This window comes from Rhizobium sp. AG207R, assembly GCF_027109195.1.
GTDB lineage: Bacteria > Pseudomonadota > Alphaproteobacteria > Rhizobiales > Rhizobiaceae > Rhizobium > Rhizobium dioscoreae.
In genome coordinates, this window is sequence record NZ_JAEPVT010000004.1 from 200,619 (window position 1) to 212,832 (window position 12,214).

Annotated in this window: 10 protein-coding genes; all 10 read left to right on the forward strand. The window is 61.5% G+C overall.

The genetic code is table 11. The annotated features are described in order from the left end of the window. Positions 1-29 precede the first annotated feature (29 nt). Complete coding sequence (locus JJQ51_RS11000) at positions 30-875, forward strand: ABC transporter substrate-binding protein (RefSeq protein ID WP_233788582.1); 846 nt, start codon at positions 30-32, stop codon at positions 873-875. Next, a complete protein-coding gene (gene fhuB, locus JJQ51_RS11005) occupies positions 868-2,859 on the forward strand; it encodes a Fe(3+)-hydroxamate ABC transporter permease FhuB (RefSeq protein ID WP_145634178.1) in 1,992 nt (663 codons plus the stop codon). The genes JJQ51_RS11000 and fhuB overlap by 8 nt, the downstream gene beginning before the upstream one ends. After that, positions 2,856-3,908, forward strand: a complete 1,053-nt coding sequence (locus tag JJQ51_RS11010) for a siderophore-interacting protein (RefSeq protein ID WP_145634045.1) — start codon at positions 2,856-2,858, stop codon at positions 3,906-3,908. The genes fhuB and JJQ51_RS11010 overlap by 4 nt, the downstream gene beginning before the upstream one ends. A 116-nt stretch (positions 3,909-4,024) precedes the next feature. After that, positions 4,025-4,612 carry an ANTAR domain-containing response regulator gene (locus JJQ51_RS11015; protein ID WP_069614611.1) on the forward strand — a complete coding sequence of 196 codons (588 nt, stop codon included), beginning with the start codon at positions 4,025-4,027 and terminating at the stop codon, positions 4,610-4,612. A 55-nt stretch (positions 4,613-4,667) separates the two neighbouring features. Further along, positions 4,668-5,966 carry a CmpA/NrtA family ABC transporter substrate-binding protein gene (locus tag JJQ51_RS11020; RefSeq protein ID WP_269244776.1) on the forward strand — a complete coding sequence of 433 codons (1,299 nt, stop codon included), beginning with the start codon at positions 4,668-4,670 and terminating at the stop codon, positions 5,964-5,966. 368 nt (positions 5,967-6,334) lie between these two features. After that, positions 6,335-7,633 carry a CmpA/NrtA family ABC transporter substrate-binding protein gene (locus JJQ51_RS11025; protein ID WP_145634042.1) on the forward strand — a complete coding sequence of 433 codons (1,299 nt, stop codon included), beginning with the start codon at positions 6,335-6,337 and terminating at the stop codon, positions 7,631-7,633. A gap of 34 nt (positions 7,634-7,667) precedes the next feature. After that, positions 7,668-8,564 carry a nitrate ABC transporter permease gene (gene ntrB / locus JJQ51_RS11030; RefSeq protein ID WP_113333168.1) on the forward strand — a complete coding sequence of 299 codons (897 nt, stop codon included), beginning with the start codon at positions 7,668-7,670 and terminating at the stop codon, positions 8,562-8,564. Positions 8,565-8,574: 10 nt separating this feature from the next. After that, positions 8,575-9,372 (forward strand): ABC transporter ATP-binding protein, encoded by a 798-nt coding sequence (locus tag JJQ51_RS11035; protein WP_145634040.1) that lies wholly within the window; start codon positions 8,575-8,577, stop codon positions 9,370-9,372. A 4-nt stretch (positions 9,373-9,376) separates the two neighbouring features. After that, positions 9,377-11,827 (forward strand): nitrite reductase large subunit NirB, encoded by a 2,451-nt coding sequence (nirB, locus tag JJQ51_RS11040; RefSeq protein WP_113354356.1) that lies wholly within the window; start codon positions 9,377-9,379, stop codon positions 11,825-11,827. Between the two features lie 10 nt (positions 11,828-11,837). Next, entirely contained in the window at positions 11,838-12,185 is a 348-nt protein-coding gene (gene nirD, locus JJQ51_RS11045; RefSeq protein WP_113390390.1) for a nitrite reductase small subunit NirD, read from the forward strand. The last annotated feature ends 29 nt before the right edge of the window (positions 12,186-12,214 follow it).

Genomic DNA, 12,214 nt, shown 5'->3' on the forward strand with positions numbered 1-12,214 from the left:
ATAAGCTGTCTCGAAGAGAGTTCATTGCGATGGCAGGCGCAAGTGCGATCGCCGGCGTGACGCCGGCGCGCGCCGCGGCGAGCCCGCGTGTGGCGACGCTCGATTGGGCCATTCTGGAAACCCTGCTGGCGATCGGCGCAAATGTGGTTGCCGGCACCGAATTACTGCAATTCCGCGACGTTGCCGTGACCCCGGCCATTCCCGCGGGCGTTGCCGATCTCGGGCTGCGCGGCACGCCGAACTTCGAAGCCCTTTATGCATCCCGGCCAAATCTGATCTTCAATTCCAATTTCTATACCTGGGCCGACGATCGCATGCGGCTGATCGCACCGGTCGAGAGCCACGCCATTTATCAACCCGGAGCCAGCCCTTACCGGCTTTCGGAACAGGCAACCCTTGCGATCGGCGAACGGCTCGGACTTATGACAGGTCGCACCCTCGTCGATGCAATGCGCGAAAAACTCGAAGCCTATCGCGTCAGTTTCAGCAAGGGCGATCACCGGCCGATCCTGCCGATCAATCTGGGCGACGCCAGGCACTTTCGCGTCTTCGGTTCCGATAGCATGTTCGGCGAAGTTCTCACCCGCACCGGCCTAACCAATGCCTGGCCGGATTTGACGAGTTATTCGGCAACCGCACCGGTCGGCATCGAACGGCTAGCCGCCATGCCGGATGCATGGATCGTCCTCATCCCGCCGCATCCGGCCGAAGCTCTGGCGGAACTCCAGCAAAGCGCATTCTGGAATGCGCTTCCGCCGGTACGGCAAGGTCGTGTCCTCATGCTCGGCTCGATCAATCCCTATGGTGCGCTGCCGGCGGCAGAACGCTTCGCCGATCTCCTTGCAGGAGGCCTCAACCGTGCATGGAATGATTGATCGGCCTGTGATTGCCCAAGGCAAATCGCTGGCACGCAACGGTGCTCTGCTCGCCACTCTCTGCATCCTTGCTTTTGCAGCTCTGCTCTTGCTGCGGCCGCAGCTTGCCGCTGATGTACGCGAGGCAGCCGCACTCAACCATATCTTGCTCACCGATAGCCTGCTGCCGCGCTCGGCTATCGCAATCATAGCCGGTGCGGCTCTCGGCCTTTCGGGCGCCTTGCTGCAAAGAGTCTTGCGCAATCCGATCGCCGACGCCTCGACGCTCGGGATCGCCGCCGGGTCGCAGCTGGCAATGACGATCGCTGTCGGGCTCTTTCCCTTGCTGATCGGCCTGCCGCGGGAGATCTCTGCCTTTGTCGGCGGGCTTGCTGCGGTCCTGATCGTTCTGGCATTGAGCTGGAGGCGTGGTCTCGACCCGGTGACGGTGGCGCTATGCGGCATGATGGTGACGCTGGTTGCAACCGCACTTAGCGTCACCATCATTCTCGCGCGCGGCGAATATGCCATGTCCGTCTTCATCTGGGGCGCGGGCGCGCTGAACCAGCAAAACTGGGACGGCGTCATCACGCTTGCGCCGCGCCTGATCATCGGCTTTGCAGCCGCATTGGTACTGGTCCGCCCTCTGACGGTGATGAGCCTGGACGACAGCAGCGCCAAGAACCTCGGCCTTGCCTTGCACAGCATGCGCCTCGCCATTCTGGCGCTTGCCGTCTGGCTGGCGGCTTCGGTGACGGCGCAGGTCGGCATCATCGGCTTTCTTGGGCTTGCCGCACCTTACATCGCCAGATTCTGCGGCGCGCGGCGCACGCAGCACCTGCTGATCGCCGCCCCTATCGCCGGCGCCGGCTTGCTGTTCCTGACGGATTGCCTGGTGCAGCTCCTCTCGCCGGGGTTCACCGACCTTGCCCCGACGGGAGCAGCGACCGCGCTCCTTGGCGGCCCCCTCCTATTGCTGCTTCTGCGGCGCCTGCATTCCGGCAATGCGCTGCGCGCCGTTGACGGTCCTCGCGCGCGGCTGACGATTGCAGCACCGGGACGAGCGCTTGCCTTGCTCGCACTCGGCTTCGTTCTTCTGATCCTCATTGTTCTGTCGGTCGGGCGCAGTTTCGATGGCTGGCACGTAGCGATCGGCAGCCAGTTTCGGGAACTTCTGCCTTTCCGCCTGCCGCGCACCGTCGTTGCGGCAACTGCGGGCGCGATGCTCGCCGCAGCCGGCTTCATCATGCAGCGCCTCACCGCCAATCCGCTCGCAAGCCCCGAGATCCTGGGAGTGAGCGCCGGCGGCGGTGCGGGCCTGACGATTGCACTCTTGCTCTTTGCATTCCCCTCCCCCGTCGTCACGATCACCGCAATGACGATCGGCGCGCTGATTGCATTCCTTGCCATGATGGCATTCAGCGCGCGCGGCGGCTTCGACCCCGAGCGACTGCTGCTTTCGGGCGTCGCCATTGGCGCCCTCTGCATGGCAATCGTCACTGTCGTTCTCTCACGCGGCGATCTGCGCGCCTATCTCCTGCTGACCTGGCTGTCGGGCTCCACCAATCGGGCCGGTTCCTTCGAAGCCTGGACCGGCGTCATTTCGCTTGTGCTTCTCGTTCCGATCCTGCCGATCCTGAGGCGATGGTTCGATGTGCTGCCGCTCGGCGGCGACGTTTCGCGCTCCGTCGGCCTCTCGGTTGCGGCAAGCCGCCTCACTCTGGCGGTTCTTGCGGCCATCTTGACTGCGATCCCCTCTTTCCTCGTCGGCCCGCTCAGCCTGACTGGGCTGATCGCACCGCATCTTGGGCGTCTCATAGGCTTTCGTAGCACCCTCAAACAGTTGGGCGCGAGCTTGCTGCTTGGCGCCATGCTGCTCGTGCTGGCCGACTGGCTGTCGCGCATTGTGATCTTTCCCTATGAGGTTCCCGTCGGTCTGTTCGCGGCGCTGATTGGCGGGCCCTATCTCATCTGGTTCCTGACCCGCAAGGAGACGAAAAAATGATGCATTCAAGGGATTTCACCGCTTCCGGCGTGGCGACCCACAAGGATGCCGGTCAATTGCTGGATCAGTTCTGCGCGCGTTTTGCCGAACATGTCACCATCACGAGAAGTGAGGCCGGAGCCCGCCTCGATACCGTCATCGGCAGCGCCGACATCGCCGTCAGCAAGGATCGTCTCGACATCAAGCTACGTTGCCCGACGGCAGCCATGCTCTTCACGATCCGCAGCATGGTCGCCGAAAACCTGTTCGAACTCTCCACCAGCAACACTCTCGCCCTCGATTGGGCCGACGGCCCGCAACCATCAGCCATACCGAACTTCCGCGAAATCAGGGTCGTCGATGCCTACGATATCACTCCGCACATGCGCCGCGTCGTCGTTGCGACTGATGATGCCAGGCATTTCGTCGAGGGCGGCCTGCATGCGCGCCTGCTCATTCCGCCGAAAGGCCGCGAGCCGGTCTGGCCGCATACGGAGCCGGACGGCCGCATCCATTGGCCGAAGGGCGATGATGCGCTGACCATCCGCGCCTATACGATCCGTAGCATCGATCTTGACCGCGGCGAGATGCATATCGATTTCGTCGTACATGAAGGCGACGATGTGCCGGGAGCGACCTGGGCGTTGACTGCTCGCCCCGGCGATCCTGCCGGCCTGATCGGCCCCGGTGGCGGCGGCGTGCCGACAGCACGCAAGCTCATTCTCGCCGGCGACGAAACCGCGCTGCCGGCCATCGCCCGCATCGCAGCCTCCGTCCCTGCCAATGCCGAGTTGCGGATCCTTCTTGAGGTCGCCGACAAACAAGAAGAGCAGCCGCTGACATCAAGCGCATCGATGAATGTCACCTGGCTGCATCGCAATGATGCCGCTGCCGGGACGACGGATACGCTTGAACGCATCCTGCGCGACATCGTGCCTGCGGCCGATCCGAAAACCTTTGTCTGGGTCGCCTGCGAACAGAAGCAGGCGCGTGCCGTCCGCGCTTTCGTCAAGAGCGAGATCGCCAGGGATCCTGGCACTTTCAGCATCGCCGCCTATTGGCAGCGTTGATGAGGAAATAGCCAGAACAGGTCGAGGCAGCCCAATATTTAGGCGATTTTTAAAGTCGCCCAATATTTCAGCGAACAACACTTGTTCGCCTTGCTGCGTTGCGTCATAAAGATGCAATGAGCCGTCTCGATCTGACCATTCTTGTGATCGATGAAAACACGATCCGCGCCTCGATTATCGAAGAGGGGCTGCGGGAGGCTGGTCATGCGCGGGTGACGGTCATCCATGAAGTGCAGGGCGTCGCACGCACGATCGAGACGTTGCGTCCCGACGTCATTATCATCGATCTCGAAAATCCAAACCGCGACATGATGGAGCATCTGTTTCAGCTGACGCGGACGGTAGGGCGGCCAATCGCCATGTTCGTCGATCGTTCCGACACCGCCTCGATCGAAGCGGCTGTCGAGGCCGGCGTATCAGCCTATATCGTCGACGGCCTCAAGAAGGAGCGGGTCAAGCCGATCCTCGATATGGCCGTCAGCCGCTTCAATGCCTTCAGCCGGCTACAGCGGGAATTGGCGGACGCCAAGTCTGCGCTTGAAGAACGCAAGATCGTCGAGCGGGCCAAGGGAATCTTGATGAAGATGCGCGGCCTTTCGGAAGAGGAAGCCTTCGCGCTGCTGCGACAGACGGCCATGAACGAGAAGAAGAAGATGTCCGAGATCGCGCAAAGCGTTGTGACGGCAGCGGGGTTGCTGATGTGAGCGTACCGAGCCCCATCTTGTCCGTCGCCTTGAGAGGGGAGGCATCGGAGTGAATATGAGAGCGCAGGCAACCCGTTCCGCCAAAGCCCAACAGGCGGGTGACAGCAATCCTTCGGCGCCTGCCCAGATTGCCGGCGAAGGCCCGCGCATACTGCGCGCCGGCTTCATTCCGCTCGTCGATGCTTCTGTCCTGATTGCGGCGGCGGAATTCGGTTTCGCCCGCAAGGAGGGGATCGCCCTCGATCTCGTCAAGGACGTCTCCTGGGCCAATGTCCGCGACCGTCTTGCCTTTCGCCAATTCGACATCGCCCATATGCTCTCGCCGATGCCGGTCGCAGCGATGCTAGGGCTCGGCTCAAACCCCTCGCCCACGATTACGCCATTCTCTCTCGGCTGTGGCGGCAATGCCATCACGCTATCGACGCGGCTGTTCGACCGCATGTGCGAAGAAACAGGCCTGTGCGATCAGGCAAGCGCACTGGAAAATTCGCAGGCGCTTGCGAAGGTGGTCGATACCATGAAGGCGCGCGGGGAGCAGCCGCCGACGCTTGGCATGACCTATCCCTTCTCGTCGCATAATTACGAATTCCGCTATTGGCTGGCCGCCGGCGGCATCGATCCGGACCGGGACGTGAAGCTCGTCGTCGTGCCGCCGCCTCTCACATCCGATGCGCTCGCCGCCGGCGCCATCGATGGCTTCTGCGTCGGCGCCCCCTGGAACATGGTCGCATCCGAACGAGGCGTCGGCCGCATCGTCGCAGCAAAGCAGGATATCTGGCCCTCCGCACCCGAAAAGGTGATCGGCATGCGCCCGGAATGGGCCGAAAACCATCCGGAAACCGTGTCGCGCCTTATCGTGGCGCTGGACGCAGCTGCGCGCTGGTGTGATCGGCCGGAAAATCACGATTCCCTTGCCGAAGCGCTTGCCGATCAGCGTTATATTGCGGCACCTGTACACATCATCCGCCATGTGCTGGCAGGCGAATTCAACCTTGATGCCAGAGGCCATCGCCGCATCATCGACAGGTATTTCAGTTTCCATGGCGGCTTTGCCAACTATCCGCGCCCGAGCCAGGCACTTTGGATCTTCAGCCAGATGATACGCTGGGGGCAAAGCGCATTTTCCGAGCAGAACATGAAGATGGCAGCCTCGGCCTACCGTTCCGATCTCTATCGGCTGGCACTCGGCAGCGAGGCGTCGCCCGACGATGCCGATATCCGTATCGAGGGCGGCAGGGATGGCGACCGCTTCATGGACGGCCATATTTTCGATCCAGCGGAGATCGCCGCCTATGTCGCCGGATTTGCCGTGAAAACGACAAGCGCGACGCAGTCTTTGAGCGACGACATCTAGCCTCAAGGCATGCTGCGCTGCACAGAATAAACGCAGGATCAAAAGCCGGCGAGCGGCATCCGCTCAAAATATTTGCAGAAATCGCAACTGCCCGCACAGCGGCCTTCGAACCATCTTCCTGAATAATCGAGCAATTACAATGCTATGATCGCGCCGTGAAAAACTGGCACGCGGCTTGCTTATTCAATTTCGCTTCGATCAACGGCGATCGAAGCACGCAATGCGCGGAAAACGCGCTCGCAAAGACATCGACGTCGCAAGGTTCTTGCCCCGAGGATTCCTTTCCTGTCCCGGGCTGCATCAACCGAGCGGCGTTTTTTTTATGTCCAAAATCCACGCGTCACGAGCAAAACAAGGGGAAACTGCAAGTGAAGAAGATCCTTTCCGGTGGTATTACGCGCCGAAACCTTTTGAAGACATCCGCCACGGCAGCCCTGATCGGCGCCGTCAGGACCGCTCTCCCCTCCGGCGCCTTTGCAGCAACCGCCGGACCTGAAGTGTCGGGGGTCAAGCTTGGCTACATCGCGCTGACGGATGCCGCACCGCTGGTTATTGCCAAGGAAAAAGGCCTGTTCGAAAAGCATGGCCTTTCCAACGTCGATGTGGCCAAGCAGGCCTCCTGGGGTGCAACCCGCGACAATCTCGTGCTCGGCGGGGCGGCAAACGGCATCGACGGCGCCCACATCCTCTCACCGCTCCCCTACCTCATGCACACGGGCAAGGTAACGCAGAACAACCAAGCCGTGCCGATGGCGATCCTCGCCCGTCTCAATTACGACAGCCAGGGCATTTCGGTTGCAAAGGAATATGCGGAAACCGGTGTGCAGCTTGACGCATCCAAGCTGAAAGCCGCCTTCGATGCGAAAAGAGCCGCGGGCAAGGAGATCAAGGCGGCCATGACCTTCCCTGGCGGCACGCATGATCTTTGGATCCGCTATTGGCTGGCGGCCGGCGGCATCCATCCCGACAAGGACGTCTCGACCATCGTCGTACCGCCGCCGCAGATGGTGGCGAACATGAAGGTCGGCAACATGGACGTCTTCTGCGTCGGCGAGCCTTGGAACGAGCAGCTCGTCAATCAGGGGATCGGCTTTACCGCCTGTACGACCGGCGAAATCTGGAAGGGCCACCCGGAAAAAGCGCTCGGCATGCGCGCAGACTGGATCGAAAAGAATCCGAATGCGGCCAAGGCCCTGCTGATGGCGGTCATGGAAGCCCAGCAATGGTGCGACAGCATGGACAACAAGGAGGAGATGGCGGCCATTCTCGGCAAGCGGCAATGGTTCAACGTGCCGCCCAAGGACGTGCTCGGCCGCCTCAAGGGCGACATCAACTACGGCAACGGCCGGATCGCCAAGGGCACCGATCTTTACATGAAGTTCTGGAAGGGAGGCGTTTCCTATCCTTATCCGAGCCATGACGCCTGGTTCATCGCCGAAAACATTCGCTGGGGCAAGTTCGCTCCCGATACCGATATCAAGACGCTGGTCGGCCAGGTGAACCGCCAGGACATCTGGCGCGATGCCGCCAAGGATCTCGGCGTTGCCGCGTCGGACATTCCCGCATCGACTTCGCGCGGCAAGGAAACCTTCTTCGACGGCAAGGTTTTCGATCCCGAAAATCCCACTGCCTACCTCGAAAGCCTCTCGATCAAGGTGGCGTCATGAGGCTCGGCACTCTCTTCCAAAAAGGATTCGTTCAATGTCCGTAACCGCCCGCAAACAGCAAGCTGCCGTTGCGCAAGCGCCTGCTCCCGCAAAGAGCGATGTCGTGACATTGGCGGCCCGCCCGGCTCGGCGCATCAATCCAGGTCGTATCGCTGTCTCGGTCTTGCGTAACGCCCTGCCGCCCCTGGTAGTCCTGGTGCTTCTGCTCGCTATCTGGCAGCTGCTCTGTGAGCAGGCGGGCGCCAGCTTGCCGCCGCCTTCGCAGGTCTGGCAGGACAGTTACGACCTCATCGTCTACCCCTTTTTCTATAACGGGCCGCAGGATATCGGGCTTGCGTGGCGCGTGCTCGTCTCGCTGCAGCGCGTCGCCTATGGCTTCGGCCTTGCCGCCGTTGCCGGCGTGCTGATCGGTGCGGTGATCGGACAATCGGTCTGGGCGATGCGCGGTCTCGACCCGATCTTTCAGGTGCTGCGTACCGTCCCGCCGCTTGCTTGGCTGCCGCTGTCGCTCGCGGCCTTCCAGAATTCCAACCCGTCGGCGATTTTCGTGATCTTCATCACCTCGATCTGGCCTGTCATCATCAACACGGCAGTCGGCGTTCGCAACATTCCACAGGACTATCGCAACGTCGCCAAGGTGCTGCGGCTAAACCAGATCGAATTCTTCTTCCGCATCATGGTGCCGGCGGCCGCTCCCTACATCTTCACGGGCCTTCGCATCGGCGCCGGGCTTTCCTGGCTTGCAATCGTTGCCGCCGAGATGCTGACCGGCGGTGTCGGCATCGGCTTCTTCATCTGGGACGCGTGGAACTCCTCGCGTCTGCCCGACATCATCGTCGCACTCGCCTACATCGGCATCACCGGCTTCGTCCTCGACCGCCTGGTCGCAGGCCTCGGTGCCGTCGTGACCCGCGGCATGACGAGCAATTGAGGAGAACCCAATGAGCGCCTATCTGAAGCTCGATCATATCGACAAATATTTCGACCGCGGCGGCCAGCGCGCCGAAGTTCTGAAGGGCATCGAACTCGTCATCGACAAGGGTGAGTTCGTGTCGATCATCGGCCACTCCGGCTGCGGCAAGTCGACCCTTTTGAACCTCATTGCCGGCCTGACGCCGGTTTCCGCCGGTGCGGTGCTGCTTGAGAACCGGGAAGTCAACGCGCCAGGTCCGGATCGCGCCGTAGTCTTTCAGAACCATAGCCTGCTGCCCTGGCTCAGCGTTTACGAGAACGTCAATCTCGCTGTCTCGAAGGTATTCCGCGGCACGAAGAGCAAGGCGGAGCGTCATGACTGGGTCATGCGCAACCTCGATCTCGTGCAGATGGCCCATGCCAAGGACAAGCGTCCCTCGGAAATATCAGGCGGCATGAAGCAGCGTGTCGGCATTGCCCGCGCACTCGCCATGGAGCCAAAGATCCTGCTGCTTGACGAGCCCTTCGGCGCGCTGGATGCGCTCACCCGCGCCCATCTTCAGGATGCCGTCATGGAAATCCACGCCCGCCTCGGTAGCACGATGGTGATGATCACCCATGATGTCGACGAGGCAGTGCTGCTCTCCGACCGCATCGTCATGATGACCAATGGCCCGGCCGCTCATATCGGCGATGTCCTTGAAGTGCCGATCCCGCGGCCGCGCAACCGCATCGAGCTTGCGTCCGATAGAACCTACCTCAAATGCCGCGAGGCCGTGCTGAAGTTCCTCTACGAACGCCACCGCTTCGTCGAAGCCGCGGAGTGATACCATGACCCAGAAACTCGTCATCATCGGCAATGGCATGGCGCCAGGGCGCATGCTGGAACATCTGCTGGAAAAGGCGCCCTGCCTCTATCAGGTCACGATCTTCAACGCCGAACCGCGCGTCAATTACGATCGCATCATGCTGTCGCCGGTGCTGTCAGGCGAGAAGGACTACGAGCAGATCATCATCCATGGCGACGGCTGGTACATCAAGCACGGCATCACGCTCTACAAGGGACACAAGATCGTCGCCATCGACCGGGCGGCAAAGACGGTCACCTCCGATCACGGCGTGACGGAGAGCTACGACAAGCTTGTCATCGCAACCGGCTCCGTCCCCTTCATCATTCCGGTTCCGGGCAAGGAATTGCGCGGGGTCATCACCTATCGCGATCTGGACGACGTGCAGGCCATGCTGCTTGCGGCTCAGTCACGCGAAAAGGCCGTTGTCATCGGCGGCGGCCTGCTCGGTCTGGAAGCGGCCGCTGGGCTTAGCCTGCGTGGTATGGATGTGACCGTTCTTCATGTGCAGCCGACTCTGATGGAACGCCAGCTCGATCCGGCCGCCGGCTATCTCCTGCAAAAGGCGGTCGAGGAGCGCGGCATCAAGGTCATCACCAAGGCCAATACCAAGGCGATCATCGGTGATGGCAAGGTCGAGGGGATCGAACTCGATGATGGACGGGTGATCCCGGCCACGCTCGTCGTCATGGCCGTCGGGATCCGTCCCAATGTCGGCCTTGCCAAGGAAGCGGGCATCGCCGTCAACCGCGGCATCGTCGTCGATGACGGCATGCAGACCTCGGATGGCTCGATCATGGCGCTCGGCGAATGCGCCGAAGTCGGCGGCATGGTCTATGGCCTCGTCGCCCCCCTCTACGAGATGGCGCGTGTCGCCGCCTCGCATCTGGCCGGCGATACGAGCGCCGCCTTCGTACACTCGGACACGCCGACGAAGCTCAAGGTCACGGGCATCGATTTGTTTTCGCTCGGTGACTTCGCCGATGGCGACGATCGCGAAGAGATCGTCCTGCGCGACGCGGCGGCCGGCATCTACAAGCGCCTCGTGCTGAAGGACAACAAGATCATCGGCACGGTGCTTTACGGAGAGACCGCCGACGGCGCCTGGTTCAACGACCTGAAGAAGAAGGCGGTGGATATCTCTGAGATGCGCGATACCCTGATCTTCGGTCAGGCCTATCAGGGAGGGTCACCGCTGGACCCTATGGCGGCCGTTGCAGCCTTGCCGGATGATGCGGAAATCTGCGGCTGCAACGGCGTCTGCAAGGGCAAGATCACCTCGACCATCACGGCCAAGGGCCTGACATCGCTCGACGACGTGCGCGCCCACACGAAGGCTTCAGCCTCCTGCGGATCCTGCACGGGCCTTGTCGAACAATTGATGTCGATCACGCTCGGCGACAGCTACAACCCTGCCGCCGTCCAACCGATGTGCACCTGCACCGAGCTCGGCCATGACGATGTCAGAAGGCTGATAAAAGCCAAGGGACTGAAGACCATTCCTGCCGTTATGCAGGAGCTTGAGTGGAAGACCTCCTGCGGCTGCGCCAAGTGCCGCCCGGCTCTGAACTATTACCTCGTCTGCGATTGGCCGGACGAATATGCCGATGACTACCAGTCGCGCTTCATCAATGAACGCGTGCATGCCAACATCCAGAAGGACGGCACCTATTCCGTGGTGCCACGCATGTGGGGCGGCGTCACCAGCTCGAACGAGCTGCGCGCGATTGCCGACGTCGTCGACAAGTTCGAAATCCCGATGGTAAAGGTGACCGGCGGTCAGCGCATCGATCTTCTCGGCGTACAGAAGGAGGATCTGCCCGCCGTCTGGGCCGATCTCGGCAAGGCTGGCTTCATCTCGGGGCAAGCCTATGCCAAGGGCCTGCGTACGGTGAAGACCTGCGTCGGCTCCGACTGGTGCCGCTTCGGCACGCAGGATTCCACCGGTCTCGGCATCCGCATCGAGAAATTCATGTGGGGCTCATGGACGCCGGCGAAGGTGAAGATGGCGGTTTCCGGCTGTCCGCGCAATTGTGCCGAGGCGACTTGCAAGGATGTCGGCGTCATCTGCGTCGATTCCGGCTTCGAAATCCATTTCGCCGGTGCCGCCGGCCTCGATATCAAGGGCACGGAAGTTCTGGGCCTCGTCAAGACCGAGGACGAGGCGCTGGAGCATATCGTGGCGCTGACGCAGATGTATCGTGAGCAGGCCCGCTATCTCGAGCGCATCTACAAATGGGCCAAGCGCATCGGCCTCGATGAGATCCGCCGCCAGATCATGGGTGATGCCGAAAAGCGCAAGGCTTATTACGAGCGCTTTGTTTTCAGCCAGAAATTCGCCCAGGTCGATCCCTGGTCGGAGCGTGTCTCCGGCAAGGACAAGCACGAGTTCAAGCCGATGGCGACGGTCGGCTTCCCGCAGGCCGCCGAGTGAGGAGATGGATATGACGACCTGGCCAAAGGAAATCTGGCATGCAATCGGCGATATCTCGGACATTCCGCTGCGCGGCGCACGCTGCGTGAAAACCCCTGAGGGCAAGATCGCCGTGTTCCGCACCGCCGAAAACGAGGTCTTCGCCATTGAGGATCATTGCCCGCACAAGGGTGGGCCACTCAGTCAGGGCATCGTTCATGGAGCATCGGTGACCTGCCCGCTGCACAACTGGGTGATCTCGCTCGAAACCGGCAAGGCGCTTGGCGCCGACCAGGGCGAGGTCAGGACCATTCCCGTCCGCAACGAGGATGGCGCGCTCTTCATTGCGCTTGAAAGCCTGATGATGGCGGCGGAATGAGGATGACGGTGCGCGGGAGAATACCCCCC

What these genes read in the sequence shown, in the direction of transcription:
- JJQ51_RS11000 (WP_233788582.1), top strand. Translation starts at nt 30, where the DNA reads ATGGCAGGCGCAAGTGCGATCGCCGGCGTGACGCCGGCGCGCGCCGCG.
- fhuB (WP_145634178.1), top strand. Translation starts at nt 868, where the DNA reads ATGATTGATCGGCCTGTGATTGCCCAAGGCAAATCGCTGGCACGCAAC.
- JJQ51_RS11010 (WP_145634045.1), top strand. Translation starts at nt 2,856, where the DNA reads ATGATGCATTCAAGGGATTTCACCGCTTCCGGCGTGGCGACCCACAAG.
- JJQ51_RS11015 (WP_069614611.1), top strand. Translation starts at nt 4,025, where the DNA reads ATGAGCCGTCTCGATCTGACCATTCTTGTGATCGATGAAAACACGATC.
- JJQ51_RS11020 (WP_269244776.1), top strand. Translation starts at nt 4,668, where the DNA reads ATGAGAGCGCAGGCAACCCGTTCCGCCAAAGCCCAACAGGCGGGTGAC.
- ntrB (WP_113333168.1), top strand. Translation starts at nt 7,668, where the DNA reads ATGTCCGTAACCGCCCGCAAACAGCAAGCTGCCGTTGCGCAAGCGCCT.
- JJQ51_RS11035 (WP_145634040.1), top strand. Translation starts at nt 8,575, where the DNA reads ATGAGCGCCTATCTGAAGCTCGATCATATCGACAAATATTTCGACCGC.
- nirB (WP_113354356.1), top strand. Translation starts at nt 9,377, where the DNA reads ATGACCCAGAAACTCGTCATCATCGGCAATGGCATGGCGCCAGGGCGC.
- nirD (WP_113390390.1), top strand. Translation starts at nt 11,838, where the DNA reads ATGACGACCTGGCCAAAGGAAATCTGGCATGCAATCGGCGATATCTCG.